Origin of the sequence: Caldicoprobacter faecalis, assembly GCF_900115765.1 — a bacterium.
In the GTDB taxonomy this organism is placed as follows: Bacteria; Bacillota; Clostridia; order Caldicoprobacterales; family Caldicoprobacteraceae; genus Caldicoprobacter; species Caldicoprobacter oshimai.
On record NZ_FOXR01000005.1, the window covers coordinates 97,975 to 117,028 of the forward strand.

The window sequence follows — 19,054 nt, forward strand, 5'->3', positions numbered from 1 at the left end:
TACTATAAAATATAAGCATGCTATCACATTCAATTGCACTGCCCTACTGCAGATTTATCAGCAGCACAAAATACATGTACTTACCTTCACGCTCAATCATTTTTCATAAACAGCCAGGGCTAATAGAGCACATTAAAACTAGGTTATATTGTAATACAAGGCCTTCAGCCTGTCAAGGCCAAAATATCAATTGATTTTAAAGAGCCTTCAAAAATTTTCTAACAATTCAATCAACACCTTCAACCGCTCTAGCGTATCTATATAGGCATAACGCTTAATAGCGACTATCAATAATAGACCTTTTCAAGGCACAACCCGTGGGCAGGTACTGTTGGCCCCGCCTTGTCCCTATCCCCCGACTCCAGGATGCGCTTCATATCAGATTCCAACATCCTGTGCCGCCCTATCTCTATGAAGGTTCCTACAAGGATGCGCACCATGTTGTACAAAAACCCATTCCCTTTAATATGGAAATGGAGATAACAAGGCGGTTCCCAAACCCAGTAGGCCTCGTATACCGTTCTCACGGTGTTTTTCACGCCGCTGCCAGCACTCTGAAAAGCCTTGAAATCGTGAGTGCCTATAATATATTTTGCTGCGGCATTCATTGCTTCCACGTCTAAAATGTCAGGAACGTGATAGTAATAATTCCTGGCTATGGCAGGAGCGTGTGGACGCATGCATATCGAATACCTGTACTGCTTTGCCTTAGCCGAATACCTGGCATGAAATTCATGAGAAACTTCTTGCGACTCAAGCACGCGAATGTCGGGGGGCAGTACTGAATTCAAGGCAAAGCTGAAGCGCTCAGCAGGAATCCTCGAGGCTGTAAAAAAGTTGGCCACCTGCCCCCGTGCATGCACACCGCTATCGGTCCGCCCCGCACCTATAACCGTAATCCTTTCCTTGGTCAGCTTGTATAAAGCCTCCTCTACCACCTGTTGAATGGACAATGCATTCTTCTGCCTTTGCCAGCCAGCATAGTTGGTACCATCATACTCCAGCACGATTTTTATGTTCCTCATACTTTCATACTCCTGTATTCAGTACATCCCGCTGCAAGGCTGAATAACCAGCCAGCCCGCTACCATATCCAGAAAACTACCATGCGTCCTTGATCGTGGCAGGTCATTCAAACCGCCAAACTTTGTCAAAATTAAATTTCACTCATCACAGCGTTCCGATGTTCTCTGAAATTTATCTGAATCAATATATCTGATAAACATATCCGAGTCAATAGCCCATTTGACAGCCGCTTTAAGGCTCATTACAGTACATAGCTGTCCAAGAGTATGCCTACTACCAACAGCAGGGTCACGGCCACCGCCAGGTAATCCCTCCTGGCCGCTTTGAGCACCTTCATGCGTGTTCGATTTTTGCCACCGCGATAGCAGCGTGACTCCATCGCCATGGCCAATTCATCGGCCCTTCTAAAAGCGCTTATAAACAAAGGCACCAAAAGCGGTACCAAAGCTTTGGCCCTTTGGAATAGATTACCGCTCTCGAAATCCGCTCCCCTGGCCATTTGTGCCTTCATTATCTTATCGGTCTCCTCCAGCAAAGTGGGGATAAACCGTAGGGCAATGGTCATCATCATAGCTAGCTCATGAGCCGGGAAGCGAACGACCTGAAGCGGCTGCAACAAGCGCTCGATACCGTCGGTCAATGAAATAGGGGAGGTGGTCAGAGTAAGCAACGAGGTCCCAATGACCAGCAATATCAAGCGCAGAGCCATGAAGACCCCCTGCCTTAAACCCTCCTGGGTAAATTTAAGGACCCAAACCTGAAACAGCACCTTATTCCCGGGAGTGAAGAAGACGTTTATGAAAAACGTCAAAACTATTATGAACAGGAGAGGCTTGAGCCCTCTCAAAATATATCGGATTGGCACTTCTGAAAGCCACATTGCAAGTGCTATATACGCAAAAATCAGCGCATATCCCAGATAGGTTTTAGCAAAAAATATTATTACGATAAAAACAAAGGTCAGTATTATCTTAACCCGTGGATCAAGCTTATGTATGGGCGATTGGCCGGGGAAAAATTGACCTATGGTAATATCTTTAATCATTTTTTCTTCCCCCTCACCCTCTCTAAAATGACCTTGACAGCTTGCTCCACGGTGTAAATGTTGTCGGGTACATCCATGCCTCTGGCTTTCAAGCCCCTCATCACATGCGTTATTTGGGGAATCCCCAGCCCCATAGCATGAAGCTCATCCACATGTGAAAATACCTCTTCTGGCTTGCCCATCAAAGCTATTCTGCCCCTGTTCATCACTATAATCCTATCGACCAGCCTGGCGATGTCCTCCATGCTGTGCGAAACCAAGATGATGGTCATACCCCGCTGCGCGTGCAAATTCTTTATCTGGCCTAAAATCTCGTCCCTTCCTCTGGGGTCCAGACCGGCAGTAGGCTCATCTAGGATGAGGATTCTGGGCTCCATTGCGAGAACCCCTGCAATGGCAACTCGCCTTCTCTGTCCCCCACTTATCTCAAAAGGCGAGCGATCCTTCACGGCTTCAAAATCCAACCCCACCAGGGCCATGGCCTCTCTTACCCTTCTCTCCACTTCGTCCTCTGGAAGGTTCAAGTTTCTGGGACCAAAGGCAATATCCTGGTATACCGTTTCCTCAAACAGCTGATGCTCGGGATATTGAAACACCAGTCCCACATGCTGTCTGAGCCTCTTGGGTACCTTGCTCTCACTCGTGATCTCAATATCGTCCACCACAATTCTGCCCTTGGTTGGCTTTAAAAGCCCATTGAGGTGCTGTACCAATGTAGACTTTCCCGAACCTGTATGCCCAATAAGCCCCACAAACTCCCCATCCTGAATCTCAAAGCTCACGTCATCCAGAGCCAGCGACTCAAAAGGGCTACCCGGCATATATACGTGCGTTAAATGCTCAACTACAATCGGCATATGGCATCCACCATCTCTTCCACTTTTAAGACGTTCAAGGGTACATCCAGCCCTTCAGCCCTGAGCCTGTAAGCCAGCTCGGTCACCTGCGGCACATCCAGCCCTATCTCCTTTAAAACCTCAACTTGGGAGAATACTTCCTGTGGCGTCCCCTGCAGCACTATCTTACCCTGTTCCATTACGATAACTCTGTCAGCATCGACCGCTTCTTCCATATAATGGGTTATATGGACAACCGTGATGCCCTCATGCTTGTTCAAATACTTCACCGTTTCCATCACTTCACGCCGTCCCACCGGGTCCAGCATGGCGGTTGGCTCGTCCAGCACAATTATTTCAGGCTTCATGGCAAGGATGCCGGCTATGGCAACTCTTTGCTTCTGACCACCGGAGAGATAGTGCGGAGCCGCCTGGGCATACTCCTGCATTCCCACGGCCTTGAGAGCCTCGGCCACTCTCCTCTGTATCTCCTCCGGGGGCAGGCCCAGGTTTTCAGGCCCAAAGGCCACGTCCTCCTCTACTACTGTGGCCACCAGCTGATTATCGGGGTTTTGGAAGACCATGCCTGCCGTCTGCCGTATCTCCCACAGCTTATCCTCGTCTCTGGTATCCATTCCTTTTATCCAGACCACGCCACTGCTGGGACGCAGCAGCGCATTGAGATGCTTGGCCAGCGTGGATTTCCCTGAGCCATTGTGGCCAATGATTACCACAAACTCCCCCTTTTGGATGTCAAGAGTCACCCCATTTAGAGCCGCAATCTCCTCACCCTCAAAGCTCAAATATTCAAATTGTACATCCTGCAACCTAATGATGGGCTCCATAGCTTTCTCCTTAAAGATTTTAACTTCATGATAAAAATTATGGATTAAATGTAACACTTAATCCACCGTCAAAATCAATCTACCAGCTCTATGAGCACCTGTTCGGCGCCGTCCCCTCTTCTGGGACCTAGCTTGATAATCCTGGTATAACCTCCAGCACAGTTCTTTTCCTCATTTCTGGCCCTGTATTTAGGCCCATATTCATTAAACAGCTTCTCTATAAGAGGATGCTTTATCTCTCTCATGCGCTGCTTGTATTCCTTCTTGGTCTCCTCACGGGTCTTGGGTTCGCGCAAGTCATAGAGGAAAGCCATCATCTTTCTTCTAGCGTTCAATTTAGAAGGTGCATCGTTGGTAACCTCTATAGTAACGGTCTGGCCCTTTTCGTTGTTGACCTGTTTTTGTACCTTTACCGTCTTATCATACTCATTCACGGCAAGGTGAATGAGCTTTTCAGCAATGCGACGCACTTCCTTGGCCCTTGCCTCAGTAGTAACTATTTTTCCATGCCACAGCAATGCAGAAACCTGATTTCGAAGCAGTGCACGCCTTTGGTCGCTGGGCTTGCCCAACTTTCTCTGTTTGGCCATAGTATCGCCTCCTTTTCACGTGGTGTTTGCAATCTCGTAGGTCATTCTTCTTTCTTTTTCAGGCTCAATCCTAAAGCCTTTAATTTCTGTTGCACTTCTTCCAGGGATTTCTTACCCAGGTTCCTCACCTTCATCATGTCCTCTTCTGTCCTCTGAATAAGCTCCTGCACCGTGTTGATCCCGGCACGCTTCAAGCAGTTGTAAGAGCGAACAGAAAGGTCAAGCTCTTCTATGGTCATCTCAAGCACTTTTTCTTTCTTATCTTCTTCTTTTTCTACCATTATCTCGACATCATTTACATGGTCAGTTAAATTGACAAACAGAGCTAAATGTTCGCTCAATATCTTGGCAGCCAGGCTGGTTGCTTCGTCGGGCTTTATGGTACCGTTTGTCCAAACCTCCAGCGTCAGCTTGTCATAGTCGGTAACCTGCCCAACGCGAGTATCCTCCACCGTGAAATTTACCTTTCTGATGGGGGTAAATATCGAGTCAATAGGAATGATGCCAATGGGCTGCCCCGGCTTCTTATTCTTCTCTGCCGGCACATAACCCCTGCCTTTCTCAACGTTCATCTCCATATAGAGCTTTCCATCTTCGTTCAGAGTGGCTATGTGCAAGTCAGGGTTTACAATCTCCACATCGGCATCAGTAATGATATCACCCGCTTTTACTTCACAAGGCCCCTGGGCATTTATGGTCAAAACCCTCGGCTCATTGGTCTCCATCTTTATACACAGCTCTTTAAGGTTGAGAATTATCTCAACCAGGTCTTCCTTCACGCCCGGTATTGTGGAAAACTCATGGAGCACGCCATCTACTTTAATGAAAGTAACAGCGGCCCCTGGCAACGAAGACAGCAGCACCCTCCTTAAGGAATTGCCAAGGGTGATGCCAAACCCTCTTTCCAGGGGTTCCACCACGAATTTGCCGTAGCGGTTGTCTTCGCTCATTTCCACAATCTCTATTCTCGGCTTCTCAATTTCAATCATTCAAATAAACCCTCCTCATAACATTGTTGAACTATACCTATCCGAGGGTGAGACGCTTTTCAGCTTATGACAAATCATCACTTGGAGTACAGCTCAACGATCAGGTGCTCCTGAATAGGCACATCAATATCCTGGCGTGTAGGTAACGCTGTTACTGTCCCTTCCAATTTGTCAAAATCAACGGACAACCACGGAACTATATTACCAGCCGGGCCTTGCTCACGCAGGGCTTTAAAATGCTCCATTTTGGCAGCGCTCTTTTCGGCAACGGCAATTACATCACCTACATCCACAAGATAAGAAGGAATGTTCACCCTCTTACCGTTTACAGTAAAATGCCCATGACGTACCAGCTGGCGCGCCTGAGCACGGGAGCTTGCAAATCCCATACGGTATACTACGTTATCCAACCTTCTCTCCAGTATCTGCAGGAGATTTTCGCCCGTTACGCCCTTCATGCGCTCAGCCATCTCAAAATACCTTTCAAACTGCCTCTCCAATACGCCGTATATCCTCTTGACCTTCTGCTTTTCACGCAGCTGAAGCCCATATTCCGAAAGCTTTTTTCTATTCCTTCCGTGTTGCCCCGGAGGGAAAGGCCTTCTTTCGAAAGCGCATTTATCGGTATAGCAACGGCTTCCTTTCAAATAAAGCTTCATGCCCTCGCGCCTGCAAAGCCGGCATACAGGTCCTGTATATCTTGCCATTCACTTAACACCTCCAAACATTTTATTATACCCTTCTGCGTTTGGGCGGCCGGCAGCCATTATGTGGTATGGGAGTAACGTCCTTAATGAGGCTTACCTCTAACCCAGCAGCCTGCAGCGAACGAATAGCAGCTTCCCGTCCCGCTCCCGGGCCTTTTACGTGTACCTCCACCGTCTTTAATCCATGTTCCATGGCAGCCTTAGCGGCCGATTCAGCTGCTAACTGCGCCGCATAAGGAGTGCCTTTTTTGGTCCCACTAAACCCTATAGTACCACCGCTTGCCCACGTAATCGTATTCCCTGCAGTATCAGTTATGGTCACAATGGTGTTATTGAAAGTCGATTGAATATGGGCTATTCCTCGTTCTATATTTTTTCTCTCACGTCTCTTTTTAGTTTTACGTGCTTGCTTTGCCATTCCTCACACGCCTCCTTGCAGCTTCTTCTTCCTTGTGCCAATACCCGGTCTCGGACCTTTTCTCGTCCGTGCGTTGGAGCGCGTCCTCTGCCCGCGAACCGGCAAACCTCTCCTGTGCCTTATCCCTCTATAACAGCCAATTTCTATTAATCTCTTTATGTTGAGGGCAACTTCCCTACGAAGGTCGCCTTCGACCTTTACATTTTTGTCGATATAATCCCTTAACTTGGCTACTTCTTCTTCGGTTAAATCTTTTACCCTGGTATCGGGATTAACGCCAGTAGCGGCCAAAATCTCATTGGCTTTGGCTCTCCCAATGCCATAGATATATGTCAGAGCAATTTCTACCCTTTTGTCCCTGGGCAGATCAACACCGGCAATACGCGCCATTGTTACACCTCCGTACTCTAATTATTCCATTTTTTCATATTTCAAAACATCATGGGATTATCCCTGTCTTTGTTTGTGCTTGGGATTTTCACAAATCACCCTTATTTTACCTTTTCTCTTTATTATCTTGCATTTCTCGCATATGGCTTTAACCGATGGTCGCACTTTCATTGCTGTATCCCTCCTTTATTTAAGACGCCAAGTAATTCGGCCACGAGTGAGGTCATATGGCGATAGTTCGACCGTTACCCTGTCGCCGGGCAAAATGCGTATGAAGTTCATGCGAAGTTTCCCGGACAGGTGGGCTAAAACCCTGTGGCCGTTTTCCAGCTCCACCTGAAACATCGCATTAGGTAACGCTTCCACCACAGTGCCCTCAACCTCAATTACATCTTCCCTGGCCAAACAGCTCACCCTCCTATTGTTCATATCCCAACGCTTCCAAGCTCTTTCTGAGCTCAGCATCAAACACTTTTTTACCGCTTAAAATTTTTTCTCTCACATTATACACCACATGCGGCTTTGCTTCCAGATGCTTTATCTTTTTTTTCTTGGGTTTGTCTATTGACCTGGTTCTGCCATTTGCAATCCACACATAGTTTTCATCAATTCTGCCTATGATTATAAAATGTTTGCCTTTGTCCCGCCCCGCTTTGGCCAACACCACTCTCCCTATATCCATATCATCATGCATTACATTCACCCACTTTTACTGAGTTAATATTTCGGGGTCACCATCAGTGATAGCAATGGTGTGCTCATAGTGGGCTGACAGGCTTCCGTCCTGCGTCACGACGGTCCACCCGTCATCCAGTATGACCACCTGATCAGTCCCCTCATTGATCATGGGTTCGATAGCCAAAGTCATTCCCGGGCGTAGCCGCACGCCTCTACCTGGGGGGCCATAATTGGGCACTTGAGGGTCTTCATGCATGTTCTGACCTATCCCATGCCCCACAAAGGCCTTAACCACAGAATAACCTTTACTTTCTACAAAAATTTGAATGGCGTGGGATATGTCAGAGAGGCGGTATCCTGGCCGGGCATATTTCAATCCTTCATAGAATGCTTCTTCAACGGTTTTGATCAATTGTAGGGCACGAGGATGCACGTTCCCAACAGCATATGTCTTTGCCGCGTCTCCATGATAGCCTTTGTACATTACTCCTATATCTACACTGACAATATCCCCATCCTGTAGCTGAACAGGACCAGGAATACCATGAATCACCTGATTATTTATCGAGGTACATATGCTGGCTGGGAACCCATGATATCCTTTGAACGAAGGAATTGCATTGTGGCGGTATATATATTCCTCCACCAGTCTATTCAGCTGAGCCGTTGTCATCCCTACCTCAATGCTCTTTGCAACCAGCTCATGGGCCCCCGCTACAATCTTCCCAGCTTCACGCATGATCTCGAGTTCTTTTTTAGATTTTATGATGATCATATGGCAACCCTACTTTAAGAAACCTCGGTAATGCCTCATAAGCATCTGGGCTTCCAGCTGTTTCACTGTTTCAAGAGCCACACCTACCACGATGAGGATGGCCGTCCCACCAAAATACATAGGCATGTTAGTCGCTGCCGATGCAGCAATGGGAATTATGGCGACCGCTACCAGGAACAATGACCCCACGAGAGTAATGCGGTTGGATATACGTGCAAGGTAGTCAGCGGTTGGCTTGCCTGGCCTTATACCCTGGACAAAACCGCCATACTGCCTCAAGTTGTTTGCAATCTCAACGGGGTTAAAGGTAATCTGCGTATAGAAAAAGGTGAAGAATATGATAAACAGCGCATACAAAACCCCGTAGAGAGCGGTTCCCTGATGAAAATATTTTTCCACCCATGCGTTGAATCCACTGCCAGGGAAAAATTGCGCTATAATTTGGGGCAAAGATAATATCGACACCGCGAATATGATGGGGAGAACGCCAGAGGAATTAACCTTTAGCGGTATATGGGTGCTTTGCCCGCCGTATACCTTACGCCCAACAACGCGCTTGGCATACTGTACGGGTATTCTCCTTTCCCCGGAATCCACAAATATTACCGCGGCGACCAACAAGATAGCGAATACTACGACTATTGGCAAGCTCCAGGGGCTTATAGTCTTGGCCACAAAAGCCAGCTGCCACAGCGATACCGCTGCCACCGGAAGCCTAGATATGATGCTGGTAAATATAAGGAGAGATATCCCGTTGCCTATCCCCTTATCGGTAATCTGCTCACCCAGCCACATCAAAAAGGCCGTCCCAGCAGTCAGGGTCAAAGCTACAATGATATACCCCAGAAGATTTCTATTCTCCAGTGCTTCCCCTGCAAGTCCGTAGGTAATACCGATAGCCTGTATGAAAGCAAGAACCACGGTGGCGTAACGGGTATACTGCGCGATTTTCTTTTGCCCCTCCTGGCCCTCTTTGGCCAGCTGTTCAAGCCTGGGGATAGCGACCGTAAGCAGCTGCATTATGATGGACGCGTTAATGTATGGGGTTATACCCATAGCAAATATGGTGAAGTTGGCAAACGCTCCTCCCGAGATGATGTCCAGCAGCCCCAGGAGAGTATTTCCCTCCACCAAATCCCTTACATAGCTGCTGTCAATCCCGGGAACCGGTATGAAGCTCCCCACCCTGTAAACCAAGAGCATGAGGAGCGTATAGATAATCTTTTTCCTAAGGTCGTCTATCCGCCAGGCATTCTTCAAGGTTTCAAACACTTTAAATCACCTCTGCTTTACCTCCAACAGCTTCAATCTTCTGTTGGGCTGTTTTGCTGAACTTATGGGCCCTGACTATCAAGCTCTTGGTAAGCTCGCCGTCCCCTAAGATCTTAACACCATCCTTAATCTTCTTTATCAAACCTTTTTCCTTCAAAAGCTCGGGGGTGACCACTGTACCGGGTTCGAATATCTCCAGGTCGCCAACATTTACCTCGCTGTATACCTTGGCAAAGATGTTGGTAAACCCTCGCTTGGGAATGCGCCTGGTCAATGGCATCTGTCCGCCTTCAAAACCTGGTCGAACCCCTCCGCCGCTTCTGGCTTTCTGTCCCTTATGGCCGCGCCCGGCTGTCTTGCCATGTCCCGAACCGATTCCTCTACCCTTTCGCTTTGGCTTTTTGTTGCTGCCCTCTGGAGCCCTCAATTCATGCAGTTTCACCTGATACACCTCCCCGTTACTCCTCTATCTCTTCAACTTCTACTAGATGCTTGACTTTCTGTATCATTCCCCGAATAGTAGGGTTATCCTCATGAATCTTTTGACTCCTTATCTTCCTAAGGCCCAGAGCCCTAAGGGTTGCAATTTGATCCTGCGTGCAGCCAATAGTACTGCGCACCTGGGTTACTCTCAGTTTACCCATCGCTTACTACCTCCTTAACCTAGTATCTCCTCGACCGACTTACCACGGAGCCTGGCAATTTCCTCAGGCGTTCTCAACTTGGACAACCCTTCCATCACGGCATATGCCACGTTGATGGGATTGTTGGAGCCTATCGATTTTGTCAGAATATCGCGAATACCCGCCAGCTCCAACACAGCGCGCGCAGGACCACCTGCTATAACTCCCGTACCTTCACGGGCAGGTATCAAGATTACCTTGCCTGCACCAAACTCGCCTATCACCTCATGAGGAATGGTGGTATTGATAATGGGAACTTTAATCATGTTCTTCTTGGCCTTTTCAACAGCCTTCCTGATAGCATCAGGAATCTCGGCTGCTTTGCCAAGACCTATTCCCACATGTCCGTTTTCATCCCCCACAACCACAAGGGTGCTAAACCTAAAGTTTTTTCCGCCCTTCACAACCTTGGATACACGATTGATGCTCACAACCCGTTCTTTAAGATCCAACTTACTAGCATCTATCCGCTGCATGCGTTACCCTCCTTTAAAACTCCAGTCCGGCTTCTCGCGCACCAGCCGCTACTTCTTGTACTCTTCCATGATATTTATAACCTCCGCGATCAAATACAACTTTTTTTATCCCTTTCTCCAGGGCTCGTTTGGCGATCAACTGGCCAACCATTCTGGCAGCCTCTTTTTTGGTTTTGCCAACGATCTTGTCTCTCAACTCTGGATCAAGGGTGGAGGCTGATACCAGGGTATGCCCTATCTCATCGTTGATTATTTGCGCATAGGTATGCTTCAGGCTTCTAAAAACATTCAGGCGTGGTCTCTCTGCGGTGCCTTTGACTTTTTTTCTAATGCGCATATGCCGAACTTTCCTGGCTTCATTCCTGTCTACCTTTTTAATCACGCCGCGTCACTCCTTCCCCTATTATTTACCAGCCTTACCCTGCTTTTGTATTACTCTCTCGTTTTCATATCTTATGCCTTTACCCTTATAGGGTTCAGGGGGCTTTACGCTCCTGATCCTTGCTGCCACTTCCCCTACCTTTTGCTTATCAATTCCCTTAACTATGACCTTATTGGGAGCAGGTACTTCAAACTCAATACCAGGCTCCTCATTTATCTCAACCGGATGGGAGTATCCAACCGACAACACCAGCTTCTTGCCCTGCTTTTGAGCCCTGTAACCTACCCCTACAATCTCTAGGCTCTTTTGGTAGCCTCTGGTTACACCCTCAATCATGTTTTGAATCAGGGTACGGCTCAAACCGTGCAGGGCTTTGTGAAATTTCTCGTCAGTTGGACGTTCCACCCTCACCATGTTTCCATCGACAATTACTTTCATATCCCTGTGAATGCGCTGGGTTAGTTCGCCCTTCGGCCCTTTTACGGTAACGTTGTTATTGGAATCCACGCTCACTGTGACTCCAGAGGGAATGATTACAGGCCGTTTCCCTACTCTTGACATTTCAAAACACCTCCATTCCGTTAAAGTTACAGCAACTTACCAGATATAGCAGAGCACTTCTCCTCCCAATCCTTCCTTGCGTGCCTGTTTATCGGTCATAATGCCTTTGGACGTAGAAATGATGGCAATGCCCAATCCGCCTAAAACTTTGGGGACCTGGTCCTTTTTCACGTATACCCTCAAACCGGGTTTGCTTATCCTCTTAAGCCCGGTAATAACCCCTTGCTTGTTGGGACCATACTTCAGGGTAATCCGCAGGATGCCCTGCTTTCCGTCTTCGATCTCGGTGAAGTCCCTGATATATCCCTCTTCCAGCAGTATCCGAGCTATCGCTCTCTTAACGTTTGAAGCTGGTACATCCACCGTCTCATGCTTAGCTATCAAAGCATTGCGAATGCGTGTGAGCATATCCGCGATTGGATCGGTCACCATGTTTCTTTACCTCCTTTCAGTCTCTCCTGCTTACCAGCTTGCCTTCCTGACGCCTGGTATTTGTCCCTTATGAGCCAGTACCCTGAAACACAGGCGGCATACTCCAAACTTCCTCAAATACGCACGAGGCCGGCCACACAAACGGCAACGGTTATAAGCCCTTGTCGAGTACTTGGGCTTTTTTTGCTGCTTTACAATCAACGCTTTTCTGGCCACTCAACTTTCCCTCCCTATCACTGTTTTGCAAATGGCATACCCAGTAACGCTAAAAGCTCCTTTGCCTCTTCGTCGGTCTTTGCAGTGGTAACTATTATAACGTCCATTCCCCTTATCTTCTCGACCTTATCGTAGTTTATCTCAGGGAATATGAGCTGCTCCTTTATTCCTAGAGCATAGTTACCGCGGCCATCAAAGGATTTGGGCGAAACGCCCCTGAAGTCCCTTACACGAGGGAGCGCTATGTTGAACAACCTGTCCAGAAACTCGTACATCCGATTACCGCGCAGGGTTACTTTAGCGCCAATCTTCATACCTGCTCTCACTTTAAAAGCCGCCACTGATTTTTTGGCCACAGTAGCAACCGGCCTTTGCCCCGTTATTGCTGCCAGCTCCTCCATAGCGCTTTCCAGGAACTTAGGGTTCTCCTTGGCATCTCCCACTCCCATGTTTATTACGACCTTTTCCAGTCTGGGTACTTCCATGACGTTTTTATACCCGAACTTTTCCATCATAGCTGGAACGACAGTTTTCTTATACAGCTCTTTCAATCGTGGCTCCACACCATTTCCCTCCCTTCAAAGACCTAGTCATTAAAAGTCTCACCGCATTTCTTGCAAACCCGTACCTTTGTACCATCTTCCAGTATCTTGTGCCCAACGCGCGTCCTCTGGTTGCACTTGGTGCATACCAGCATAACCTTGCTGGCATATATGGGCGCTTCAGTGCGAATTATTCCACCCGGCTGATTTACCCCTCGAGGTTTCTGATGGCGGGCAACTATATTGACCTTTTCCACAATCACCTTCCCCTGTTTAGGAAAGGCTGCAATTACCTTGCCCCGCACATTCTTGTACTTTCCTGATATCACCTCAACCAGGTCGCCTTTTCGCACATGGAGCTTACTTCTAGCTGCCAACTTAACCCACCTCCTTTACAGTACCTCAGGAGCTAAAGATACTATCCTCATAAAATCCTTATCCCTCAATTCTCTGGCGACAGGTCCGAAGATTCGAGTACCTACAGGCTGCTTTGCCTCGTTGATGATCACCGCAGCGTTGTCATCAAACTTGATGTACGAACCATCGGGCCTTCGTAGCCCCTTCTTTGTACGCACTATAACTGCCTTTACCACATCGCCCTTTTTAACAACACCGCCGGGCGTGGCGCTCTTTACGGAAGCCACTATGATATCGCCTATATTCCCATACTTTTTGCTGGAACCGCCCAACACCCTGATGCACATGATTTCCTTTGCACCAGTGTTGTCTGCTACTTTAAGGCGTGTTTGTTGCTGCACCATCTTCGTCCCCTCCTTCTTCGAGCGGCAATGGCTCTGCCATCTGAGCTCTCTCGAGTATCTCCACTACCCTCCACCGCTTTTCCTTGCTGAGCGGTCGGGTCTCCATGATCATTACCTTGTCGCCAACTCGGCATTCGTTATTTTCATCGTGAGCCTTAAACTTCTTGGTGCGCTTTATTACCTTGCCGTATAGGTCGTGCCTTACCTTTCTTTCGACAGCCACCACAACAGTTTTATCCATCTTATCGCTGACGACAACGCCTATGCGGACCTTCCTTTTGCCTCGAGTTTTCTGCGCCATACAGCCCCTCCTTTCTAACATTTTTTATTACATCTCAGCAGCTTTTAACTCTCTTTCGCGAAGGATAGTCTTAATACGGGCTATATCCCTTTTCACTTCGCGTATTCTCATTGGATTCTCCAGCTGTCCGGTGGCTAGCTGAAAGCGGAGATTAAACAGCTCACTCTTCAGCTCATTTAGCTTTTCCTTTAGCTCCTCGTTGGTCATCTCTCTCCACTTGCTGGCCTTCATAATGCCTCACCACCTAACTCTTCTCTTTTAACAAACTTGCACTTGATAGGCAGCTTGTGACCAGCCAAACGCAAGGCCTCGCGCGCAACATCTTCCGGTATTCCCGCGATTTCAAACATGACGCGTCCTGGCTTGACCACAGCTACCCAATATTCGGGTGAACCCTTCCCGCTACCCATTCGGGTCTCAGCAGGTTTTTTGGTAACAGGCTTGTGTGGGAAAATCTTGATCCACACCTTTCCGCCTCTTCGGATATATCGGGTAAGGGCAATACGCGCGGCCTCAATCTGATTGCTGGTGATCCAACCAGGCTCTAGGGCCTGCAACCCGTATTCACCATAAGTAACGGTATTACCCTTGGTGGCTTTCCCCTTCATCCTTCCACGCTGCTGTTTGCGATACTTTACTCTCTTAGGCATTAACATCGGTATTTCCCCCTTCTGCTTTTGGTAAATCCTTGTTCTTGGGTTTTGGGAGAACATCTCCTTTATAGATCCATACCTTCACGCCAATGCGCCCATATGTGGTATGAGCTTCTGCAAATCCGTAATCAATATCCGCTCTCAATGTCTGAAGCGGTATGGTGCCCTCATGATATCCTTCGCTTCTTGCAATCTCTGCTCCGCCCAAACGCCCCGATACCATGGTCTTTATACCTTTGGCACCTGCTTTCATAGCCCGCGCAATGGCCTGCTTCATAGCACGCCTGTAAGAAATCCTCTTCTCAATTTGGGCGGCGATGTTTTCTGCCACCAGCTGGGCATCAAGCTCCGGCACCTTGACCTCAATAATGTTGATCATGACGCTTTTCTTTGTAAACTTCTCCAGCTCGTTTTTCAAGGCCTCGATGCCGGCTCCACCTTTCCCTATAACAATCCCCGGCTTAGCAGTGTGGATATTGATCCTTATCTTATTGGCAGCCCTTTCGATCTGAATTCTAGAAATGCCAGCTGTATAAAGTTTATTTTTAATCAGTTCTCTTATCTTTACATCCTCTATCAGGGTATCGGCAAAATATTTCTTGGGAACAATCCATTTGGCGTCCCAATCCTTAATGATACCAACCCTTAAACCATGGGGGTGTACTTTTTGACCCACGAAATTATCCCTCCCTACTTCTTGATCTCATCTAGCACGACGGTAATATGGCTGGTCCTCTTACGGATCATATAAGCCATACCCCTGGCACGCGGCCTTATTCGCTTCAGAGTGGGCCCCTGATCTGCGTATATCTCAGCAACGTACAGATTGTCCTGACTCATGTTCATATTGTTCTCCGCGTTAGCAATAGCGGACTTCAGCACCTTCATAACCGGCCTTGCAGCGGCCCTGGGCGTATTAGCCAGTATGGCCAAAGCCTCATTGACTGTTTTCCCCCGGATCAAATCTATCACCGCTCTCACCTTTCTGGGGGACATCCTGATGTACCTTGCAATAGCCCTGGGGCGCGTATCTTTGTTTTGTTCGCGAGCTTTTGCTTTTTCTCTGATCCTGGTAGCCATGCGTACCGCCTCCCTTCATTAAAATGGTCACAATGCTTACTTCAGTGACGTGGACTTTTCAGTATGGTCACCGTGCCCTCTAAACGTCCTGGTAGGAGCAAACTCGCCCAACTTATGCCCCACCATTTCTTCCGTGATGTATACCGGAACGTGCTTGCGCCCGTCATGAACCGCTATAGTATGGCCCACCATCTCAGGCACAATTGTGGAATCTCTGGACCAAGTCTTTATAACGGCCTTTTTGCCGGATTCATTCATAGCCCTGATCTTTTTAAGCAAGCTTTCACATACGTACGGCCCTTTTTTCTTTGAACGACTCATACATCCGCCTCCCTTCATCCAACCAAACTGCGTTTAAACTAACGCCTGCGCTTGATAATATACTTATCGGATTCCTTGTTCTTTTTCCTGGTCTTATAGCCCAAAGTAGGTTTACCCCATGGTGTAACAGGTGCTGGTAGTCCAATAGGTGCTTTGCCTTCGCCACCGCCATGAGGATGATCCACCGGGTTCATAGCAGAACCGCGTACTGTTGGACGTATGCCCATATGACGTTTACGACCAGCCTTCCCGATCGAAACATTCTCATGATCCAGGTTTCCAACCTGTCCAATGGTAGCCCTGCAATCCAAATGTATCATCCTTATTTCTCCAGAGGGCAACCTGACATGGGCATAATCCCCTTCCTTTGCCATCAGCTGAGCGGCTCCGCCAGCAGCCCGTACCAATTGCCCCCCACGGCCCGGATACAGCTCTATGTTGTGAATGATGGTTCCCACAGGAATATTCCTTAAAGGCAGGGCATTTCCTACCTTGATGTCAACATTTTCACCCGACATCACAGTGTCGCCAACTTTTAAGCCTAAAGGAGCTATGATATACCTCTTTTCGCCATCCTTGTAATGGAGCAGGGCTATATTGGCAGTCCTGTTGGGGTCATATTCGATAGCCGCCACTTTAGCAGGGATGTTATCCTTATCTCTCTTAAAATCAATTATTCTGTATTTCCTTTTTACTCCACCGCCTCTGTGCCTGACGGTTATACGACCTTCATTATTTCTACCAGAATGCTTCTTTAAAGGCACCACTAAAGACTTTTCGGGCTCTTTCTTTGTGATCTCTTCAAAGGTCAAAACGCTCATGTTGCGCCTACCAGGGGAGGTTGGCTTATACACTTTTATACCCATGATTCCTTATCCCTCCTTATTGCGCCATTCCTTCAAAGAACGGGATTTCCTTGCTGTCAGGAGCAAGTTTGACGATCGCCTTTTTATATGCAGGCGTCCTCCCTACATGGACACCCATTCTCTTGAGCTTGCCCTTGTATCTCATGGTGTTTACCTTCTCAACCTTCACGCCGAATATCTGCTCTATAGCTTTTTTTATCTCTATCTTATTGGCGTTTATGTCCACTATAAACGTGTACTTCTTGTTTTGCATCTCCTTATAGCTCTTTTCAGTCAAAACCGGCCTTATGATTATATCGTGGGGATTCTTCATTACGCGTACACCTCCTCTATACGGCGCACGGCATCCTGAGTGGCTATAAACATATCATAATTCAATATATCCAGCACATTAAGCGTATTTATATAGGCAAGCTTTACGCCTGGAATGTTCCGTATGGCTCTCTGCACTACTTCGTCTTTCTCCGGCAAAACCACCAATGCCTTCCTGGTTACTTTGAGATTTTTCAATACTCTTGCCATTTCCTTAGTCTTGGGTTGCGGCAATTTTAGCGAGTCAAGTACGATGATCTCATCATTTGCAACCTTGGACGATAATGCGCTCTTCATTGCCAGCCTGCGAATCTTCTTGGGTACGGTGTAGGAATAATCCCTCGGCTTTGGAGCAAACACCACACCACCCTTAACCCATAAGGGCGAGCGGATGCTACCATGCCGTGCACGACCAGTACCTTTCTGCCTCCAGGGCTTTCTGCCGCCGCCACGCACTTCTCCGCGCGTCAAAGCGGACTGTGTACCCTGTCGCTTATTGGCCAGCTGCATCTTTACCACTTGATATATAGCCGCTTCATTGATCTCTGCACCAAATACCCCGTCATCTAAATAAATCTCGCCTACAGGGGTGCCTTCTATGTTATATAAAGCTACGTTGGGCATAACTTCTCCTCCCTTCTTAAAGCATATACCCCTATTTCTCTGCTGCTTGTTTTACCGTTTCCTTGATGATGAGCAATGCGCCCTTAGGCCCCGGTACCGACCCTTTTATCAGCATGAGATTCCTTTCAGGGTCTACCTTGACAACCTCCAGGTTTTGGATGGTTACCCTCTCCACTCCCATCCTGCCAGGAAGCTTTTTGGTCTTTAATACGCGACCCGGAAAAGTATTAGAACCCATAGAACCAGGACCTCTATGGTATTTAGAACCGTGGGTCTCAGGCCCTCTGCTATGATTCCATCTCTTGATGTTACCGGTAAAACCTTTACCTTTGCTGTAACCCGTTACGTCTACCCTGTCACCTTCTGAAAAGATATCCGCCTTTATCTCGCTTCCCACTTTATAGTCTTCAATGTTGGAAACTCTGAGTTCCCTTAAATACCTTTTATATGGCACCTTGGCTTTATCGAAATGGCCTTTTAAAGGCTTGTTCAAAAGCCTTTCGGGGATATCCTCAAAGCCCACCTGAATAGCGCTGTACCCATCCTTTTCCGGAGTCTTTATCTGGGTAACAACGCAAGGGCCTGCCTCAACCACAGTAACCGGTACCACCACGCCATCTTTGGTAAAAACCTGGGTCATCCCCAACTTTTTACCCAGAATCGCCTTAGTCATTCGTCTCAACCTCCATTCCCTAGTAGTGGCTCTCTACCGCTCACAGTTTAATTTCGATATCCACCCCAGCAGGAAGATCTAGCCTCATCAAAGAATCCACGGTCTTGGGAGTAGGATTTAGTATATCTATCAGGCGCTTATGCGTCCTCATCTCAAATTGCTCGCGGGAATCCTTGTACTTGTGCGGAGCACGAAGTATGGTTATTATGCTCTTTTCAACGGGCAAAGGAATAGGACCCGATACTTTTGCCCCTGTCCTCTTGGCAGTCTCTACTATTTTCTGAGCCGATTGATCTATCAAAACGTGATCATAGGCCTTCAATTTAATCCTGATTTTTTGAGTCGCCATGTTCTCCCTCCTTTAAACACCACGCAGGTTTTACCCGGCCACATTTCAACTAAAGCTTCAAGGACATCCCCGCTTCATCCACCGGGCTACTTAAAACGGCTGTAGCTCTGGTGTCCACAGGTATTCCCATTTTAAAACCGGCTTACCGGCAATTCATTACTCGATGATTTTAGTTACAGCACCGGCGCCTACAGTCCTGCCACCTTCTCTTATAGCAAACCTCAACCCTTCCTCTATCGCTATGGGCGTAA

Annotated in this window: 36 protein-coding genes; all 36 read right to left on the minus strand. The window is 47.7% G+C overall.

Translation table 11 applies throughout. The annotated features are described in order from the left end of the window. Window positions 1–287 precede the first annotated feature (287 nt). A complete protein-coding gene (truA, locus tag BM241_RS03590; protein WP_092282048.1) occupies window positions 288–1,025 on the minus strand; it encodes a tRNA pseudouridine(38-40) synthase TruA in 738 nt (245 codons plus the stop codon). A gap of 242 nt (window positions 1,026–1,267) precedes the next feature. Next, window positions 1,268–2,071: an energy-coupling factor transporter transmembrane component T family protein gene (locus BM241_RS03595; RefSeq protein WP_025748423.1), complete on the minus strand. Its 804-nt coding sequence runs from the start codon at window positions 2,069–2,071 to the stop codon at window positions 1,268–1,270. Beyond that, window positions 2,068–2,928: an energy-coupling factor transporter ATPase gene (locus BM241_RS03600; protein ID WP_025748424.1), complete on the minus strand. Its 861-nt coding sequence runs from the start codon at window positions 2,926–2,928 to the stop codon at window positions 2,068–2,070. The genes BM241_RS03595 and BM241_RS03600 overlap by 4 nt, the downstream gene beginning before the upstream one ends. Further along, a complete protein-coding gene (locus BM241_RS03605; protein ID WP_025748425.1) occupies window positions 2,916–3,752 on the minus strand; it encodes an energy-coupling factor transporter ATPase in 837 nt (278 codons plus the stop codon). Before BM241_RS03605 ends, BM241_RS03600 begins: the two co-directional genes overlap by 13 nt. Before the next feature lie 74 nt (window positions 3,753–3,826). After that, on the minus strand, window positions 3,827–4,342 hold the full coding sequence (locus tag BM241_RS03610) for a bL17 family ribosomal protein (protein WP_025748426.1): 516 nt from the start codon (window positions 4,340–4,342) through the stop codon (window positions 3,827–3,829). A gap of 41 nt (window positions 4,343–4,383) precedes the next feature. Next, window positions 4,384–5,331 (minus strand): DNA-directed RNA polymerase subunit alpha, encoded by a 948-nt coding sequence (locus BM241_RS03615; protein WP_025748427.1) that lies wholly within the window; start codon window positions 5,329–5,331, stop codon window positions 4,384–4,386. Window positions 5,332–5,408: 77 nt separating this feature from the next. Next, window positions 5,409–6,038, minus strand: coding sequence for a 30S ribosomal protein S4 (gene rpsD, locus BM241_RS03620; RefSeq protein WP_092282049.1), 630 nt, complete (start codon window positions 6,036–6,038; stop codon window positions 5,409–5,411). 25 nt (window positions 6,039–6,063) lie between these two features. Beyond that, on the minus strand, window positions 6,064–6,456 hold the full coding sequence (rpsK, locus tag BM241_RS03625; protein ID WP_025748429.1) for a 30S ribosomal protein S11: 393 nt from the start codon (window positions 6,454–6,456) through the stop codon (window positions 6,064–6,066). Between the two features lie 3 nt (window positions 6,457–6,459). Then, window positions 6,460–6,846: a 30S ribosomal protein S13 gene (gene rpsM / locus BM241_RS03630; protein WP_025748430.1), complete on the minus strand. Its 387-nt coding sequence runs from the start codon at window positions 6,844–6,846 to the stop codon at window positions 6,460–6,462. A 57-nt stretch (window positions 6,847–6,903) separates the two neighbouring features. Then, entirely contained in the window at window positions 6,904–7,017 is a 114-nt protein-coding gene (rpmJ, locus tag BM241_RS03635; protein WP_025748431.1) for a 50S ribosomal protein L36, read from the minus strand. A gap of 15 nt (window positions 7,018–7,032) precedes the next feature. Next, window positions 7,033–7,251, minus strand: a complete 219-nt coding sequence (gene infA, locus BM241_RS03640) for a translation initiation factor IF-1 (protein WP_025748432.1) — start codon at window positions 7,249–7,251, stop codon at window positions 7,033–7,035. A 13-nt stretch (window positions 7,252–7,264) separates the two neighbouring features. Then, window positions 7,265–7,540, minus strand: a complete 276-nt coding sequence (locus tag BM241_RS03645; RefSeq protein WP_025748433.1) for a KOW domain-containing RNA-binding protein — start codon at window positions 7,538–7,540, stop codon at window positions 7,265–7,267. A gap of 15 nt (window positions 7,541–7,555) precedes the next feature. Further along, entirely contained in the window at window positions 7,556–8,299 is a 744-nt protein-coding gene (gene map, locus BM241_RS03650) for a type I methionyl aminopeptidase (RefSeq protein ID WP_025748434.1), read from the minus strand. A 9-nt stretch (window positions 8,300–8,308) separates the two neighbouring features. Beyond that, entirely contained in the window at window positions 8,309–9,571 is a 1,263-nt protein-coding gene (gene secY / locus BM241_RS03655) for a preprotein translocase subunit SecY (RefSeq protein ID WP_092282050.1), read from the minus strand. Between the two features lies 1 nt (window position 9,572). After that, the gene (gene rplO, locus BM241_RS03660) at window positions 9,573–10,013 is read right to left on the minus strand and encodes a 50S ribosomal protein L15 (RefSeq protein ID WP_025748436.1); all 441 of its coding nucleotides are present in this window, start codon (window positions 10,011–10,013) and stop codon (window positions 9,573–9,575) included. A 16-nt stretch (window positions 10,014–10,029) separates the two neighbouring features. Then, window positions 10,030–10,215 carry a 50S ribosomal protein L30 gene (gene rpmD / locus BM241_RS03665; protein ID WP_025748437.1) on the minus strand — a complete coding sequence of 62 codons (186 nt, stop codon included), beginning with the start codon at window positions 10,213–10,215 and terminating at the stop codon, window positions 10,030–10,032. A 14-nt stretch (window positions 10,216–10,229) separates the two neighbouring features. Continuing rightward, a complete protein-coding gene (rpsE, locus tag BM241_RS03670; RefSeq protein WP_025748438.1) occupies window positions 10,230–10,730 on the minus strand; it encodes a 30S ribosomal protein S5 in 501 nt (166 codons plus the stop codon). A gap of 13 nt (window positions 10,731–10,743) precedes the next feature. Next, a complete protein-coding gene (gene rplR, locus BM241_RS03675; protein ID WP_025748439.1) occupies window positions 10,744–11,112 on the minus strand; it encodes a 50S ribosomal protein L18 in 369 nt (122 codons plus the stop codon). Between the two features lie 21 nt (window positions 11,113–11,133). After that, complete coding sequence (gene rplF, locus BM241_RS03680; RefSeq protein WP_025748440.1) at window positions 11,134–11,673, minus strand: 50S ribosomal protein L6; 540 nt, start codon at window positions 11,671–11,673, stop codon at window positions 11,134–11,136. A 36-nt stretch (window positions 11,674–11,709) separates the two neighbouring features. Next, complete coding sequence (rpsH, locus tag BM241_RS03685; RefSeq protein ID WP_092282051.1) at window positions 11,710–12,105, minus strand: 30S ribosomal protein S8; 396 nt, start codon at window positions 12,103–12,105, stop codon at window positions 11,710–11,712. Between the two features lie 30 nt (window positions 12,106–12,135). Further along, the gene (locus tag BM241_RS03690) at window positions 12,136–12,321 is read right to left on the minus strand and encodes a type Z 30S ribosomal protein S14 (RefSeq protein ID WP_025748442.1); all 186 of its coding nucleotides are present in this window, start codon (window positions 12,319–12,321) and stop codon (window positions 12,136–12,138) included. Window positions 12,322–12,338: 17 nt separating this feature from the next. Continuing rightward, the gene (gene rplE / locus BM241_RS03695) at window positions 12,339–12,884 is read right to left on the minus strand and encodes a 50S ribosomal protein L5 (protein ID WP_025748443.1); all 546 of its coding nucleotides are present in this window, start codon (window positions 12,882–12,884) and stop codon (window positions 12,339–12,341) included. 23 nt (window positions 12,885–12,907) lie between these two features. Continuing rightward, window positions 12,908–13,240, minus strand: coding sequence for a 50S ribosomal protein L24 (gene rplX, locus BM241_RS03700; RefSeq protein ID WP_025748444.1), 333 nt, complete (start codon window positions 13,238–13,240; stop codon window positions 12,908–12,910). Between the two features lie 15 nt (window positions 13,241–13,255). Then, the gene (gene rplN / locus BM241_RS03705) at window positions 13,256–13,624 is read right to left on the minus strand and encodes a 50S ribosomal protein L14 (protein WP_025748445.1); all 369 of its coding nucleotides are present in this window, start codon (window positions 13,622–13,624) and stop codon (window positions 13,256–13,258) included. Beyond that, window positions 13,599–13,925, minus strand: a complete 327-nt coding sequence (gene rpsQ / locus BM241_RS03710) for a 30S ribosomal protein S17 (protein WP_025748446.1) — start codon at window positions 13,923–13,925, stop codon at window positions 13,599–13,601. The genes rplN and rpsQ overlap by 26 nt, the downstream gene beginning before the upstream one ends. 27 nt (window positions 13,926–13,952) lie before the next feature. After that, window positions 13,953–14,156: a 50S ribosomal protein L29 gene (gene rpmC / locus BM241_RS03715; RefSeq protein ID WP_025748447.1), complete on the minus strand. Its 204-nt coding sequence runs from the start codon at window positions 14,154–14,156 to the stop codon at window positions 13,953–13,955. After that, a complete protein-coding gene (gene rplP, locus BM241_RS03720; RefSeq protein WP_025748448.1) occupies window positions 14,153–14,581 on the minus strand; it encodes a 50S ribosomal protein L16 in 429 nt (142 codons plus the stop codon). The genes rpmC and rplP overlap by 4 nt, the downstream gene beginning before the upstream one ends. Further along, window positions 14,568–15,254 (minus strand): 30S ribosomal protein S3, encoded by a 687-nt coding sequence (rpsC, locus tag BM241_RS03725; protein WP_025748449.1) that lies wholly within the window; start codon window positions 15,252–15,254, stop codon window positions 14,568–14,570. Before rpsC ends, rplP begins: the two co-directional genes overlap by 14 nt. Before the next feature lie 14 nt (window positions 15,255–15,268). Continuing rightward, window positions 15,269–15,658: a 50S ribosomal protein L22 gene (gene rplV / locus BM241_RS03730; RefSeq protein ID WP_025748450.1), complete on the minus strand. Its 390-nt coding sequence runs from the start codon at window positions 15,656–15,658 to the stop codon at window positions 15,269–15,271. A 36-nt stretch (window positions 15,659–15,694) separates the two neighbouring features. Beyond that, window positions 15,695–15,979 carry a 30S ribosomal protein S19 gene (gene rpsS / locus BM241_RS03735; RefSeq protein WP_025748451.1) on the minus strand — a complete coding sequence of 95 codons (285 nt, stop codon included), beginning with the start codon at window positions 15,977–15,979 and terminating at the stop codon, window positions 15,695–15,697. Window positions 15,980–16,017: 38 nt separating this feature from the next. Beyond that, window positions 16,018–16,845 (minus strand): 50S ribosomal protein L2, encoded by an 828-nt coding sequence (gene rplB / locus BM241_RS03740; protein ID WP_025748452.1) that lies wholly within the window; start codon window positions 16,843–16,845, stop codon window positions 16,018–16,020. Between the two features lie 16 nt (window positions 16,846–16,861). After that, a complete protein-coding gene (rplW, locus tag BM241_RS03745) occupies window positions 16,862–17,158 on the minus strand; it encodes a 50S ribosomal protein L23 (RefSeq protein ID WP_025748453.1) in 297 nt (98 codons plus the stop codon). Next, window positions 17,158–17,781: a 50S ribosomal protein L4 gene (gene rplD, locus BM241_RS03750; RefSeq protein WP_025748454.1), complete on the minus strand. Its 624-nt coding sequence runs from the start codon at window positions 17,779–17,781 to the stop codon at window positions 17,158–17,160. Before rplD ends, rplW begins: the two co-directional genes overlap by 1 nt. Window positions 17,782–17,812: 31 nt before the next feature. Then, window positions 17,813–18,454 (minus strand): 50S ribosomal protein L3, encoded by a 642-nt coding sequence (gene rplC, locus BM241_RS03755; protein WP_025748455.1) that lies wholly within the window; start codon window positions 18,452–18,454, stop codon window positions 17,813–17,815. Window positions 18,455–18,494: 40 nt separating this feature from the next. Beyond that, window positions 18,495–18,803: a 30S ribosomal protein S10 gene (rpsJ, locus tag BM241_RS03760; RefSeq protein ID WP_025748456.1), complete on the minus strand. Its 309-nt coding sequence runs from the start codon at window positions 18,801–18,803 to the stop codon at window positions 18,495–18,497. Window positions 18,804–18,959: 156 nt separating this feature from the next. After that, the coding region (locus tag BM241_RS03765; RefSeq protein WP_449240102.1) for an EF-Tu C-terminal domain-related protein at window positions 18,960–19,054 on the minus strand (95 nt) is incomplete at its 5' end.

What these genes read in the sequence shown, in the direction of transcription:
- truA (WP_092282048.1), bottom strand. Translation starts at nt 1,025, where the DNA reads ATGAGGAACATAAAAATCGTGCTGGAGTATGATGGTACCAACTATGCT.
- BM241_RS03595 (WP_025748423.1), bottom strand. Translation starts at nt 2,071, where the DNA reads ATGATTAAAGATATTACCATAGGTCAATTTTTCCCCGGCCAATCGCCC.
- BM241_RS03600 (WP_025748424.1), bottom strand. Translation starts at nt 2,928, where the DNA reads ATGCCGATTGTAGTTGAGCATTTAACGCACGTATATATGCCGGGTAGC.
- BM241_RS03605 (WP_025748425.1), bottom strand. Translation starts at nt 3,752, where the DNA reads ATGGAGCCCATCATTAGGTTGCAGGATGTACAATTTGAATATTTGAGC.
- BM241_RS03610 (WP_025748426.1), bottom strand. Translation starts at nt 4,342, where the DNA reads ATGGCCAAACAGAGAAAGTTGGGCAAGCCCAGCGACCAAAGGCGTGCA.
- BM241_RS03615 (WP_025748427.1), bottom strand. Translation starts at nt 5,331, where the DNA reads ATGATTGAAATTGAGAAGCCGAGAATAGAGATTGTGGAAATGAGCGAA.
- rpsD (WP_092282049.1), bottom strand. Translation starts at nt 6,038, where the DNA reads ATGGCAAGATATACAGGACCTGTATGCCGGCTTTGCAGGCGCGAGGGC.
- rpsK (WP_025748429.1), bottom strand. Translation starts at nt 6,456, where the DNA reads ATGGCAAAGCAAGCACGTAAAACTAAAAAGAGACGTGAGAGAAAAAAT.
- rpsM (WP_025748430.1), bottom strand. Translation starts at nt 6,846, where the DNA reads ATGGCGCGTATTGCCGGTGTTGATCTGCCCAGGGACAAAAGGGTAGAA.
- rpmJ (WP_025748431.1), bottom strand. Translation starts at nt 7,017, where the DNA reads ATGAAAGTGCGACCATCGGTTAAAGCCATATGCGAGAAATGCAAGATA.
- BM241_RS03645 (WP_025748433.1), bottom strand. Translation starts at nt 7,540, where the DNA reads ATGCATGATGATATGGATATAGGGAGAGTGGTGTTGGCCAAAGCGGGG.
- map (WP_025748434.1), bottom strand. Translation starts at nt 8,299, where the DNA reads ATGATCATCATAAAATCTAAAAAAGAACTCGAGATCATGCGTGAAGCT.
- rpmD (WP_025748437.1), bottom strand. Translation starts at nt 10,215, where the DNA reads ATGGGTAAACTGAGAGTAACCCAGGTGCGCAGTACTATTGGCTGCACG.
- rpsE (WP_025748438.1), bottom strand. Translation starts at nt 10,730, where the DNA reads ATGCAGCGGATAGATGCTAGTAAGTTGGATCTTAAAGAACGGGTTGTG.
- rplF (WP_025748440.1), bottom strand. Translation starts at nt 11,673, where the DNA reads ATGTCAAGAGTAGGGAAACGGCCTGTAATCATTCCCTCTGGAGTCACA.
- rpsH (WP_092282051.1), bottom strand. Translation starts at nt 12,105, where the DNA reads ATGGTGACCGATCCAATCGCGGATATGCTCACACGCATTCGCAATGCT.
- rplN (WP_025748445.1), bottom strand. Translation starts at nt 13,624, where the DNA reads ATGGTGCAGCAACAAACACGCCTTAAAGTAGCAGACAACACTGGTGCA.
- rpsQ (WP_025748446.1), bottom strand. Translation starts at nt 13,925, where the DNA reads ATGGCGCAGAAAACTCGAGGCAAAAGGAAGGTCCGCATAGGCGTTGTC.
- rpmC (WP_025748447.1), bottom strand. Translation starts at nt 14,156, where the DNA reads ATGAAGGCCAGCAAGTGGAGAGAGATGACCAACGAGGAGCTAAAGGAA.
- rplP (WP_025748448.1), bottom strand. Translation starts at nt 14,581, where the DNA reads ATGTTAATGCCTAAGAGAGTAAAGTATCGCAAACAGCAGCGTGGAAGG.
- rplV (WP_025748450.1), bottom strand. Translation starts at nt 15,658, where the DNA reads ATGGCTACCAGGATCAGAGAAAAAGCAAAAGCTCGCGAACAAAACAAA.
- rpsS (WP_025748451.1), bottom strand. Translation starts at nt 15,979, where the DNA reads ATGAGTCGTTCAAAGAAAAAAGGGCCGTACGTATGTGAAAGCTTGCTT.
- rplB (WP_025748452.1), bottom strand. Translation starts at nt 16,845, where the DNA reads ATGGGTATAAAAGTGTATAAGCCAACCTCCCCTGGTAGGCGCAACATG.
- rplW (WP_025748453.1), bottom strand. Translation starts at nt 17,158, where the DNA reads ATGAAGAATCCCCACGATATAATCATAAGGCCGGTTTTGACTGAAAAG.
- rplD (WP_025748454.1), bottom strand. Translation starts at nt 17,781, where the DNA reads ATGCCCAACGTAGCTTTATATAACATAGAAGGCACCCCTGTAGGCGAG.
- rplC (WP_025748455.1), bottom strand. Translation starts at nt 18,454, where the DNA reads ATGACTAAGGCGATTCTGGGTAAAAAGTTGGGGATGACCCAGGTTTTT.
- rpsJ (WP_025748456.1), bottom strand. Translation starts at nt 18,803, where the DNA reads ATGGCGACTCAAAAAATCAGGATTAAATTGAAGGCCTATGATCACGTT.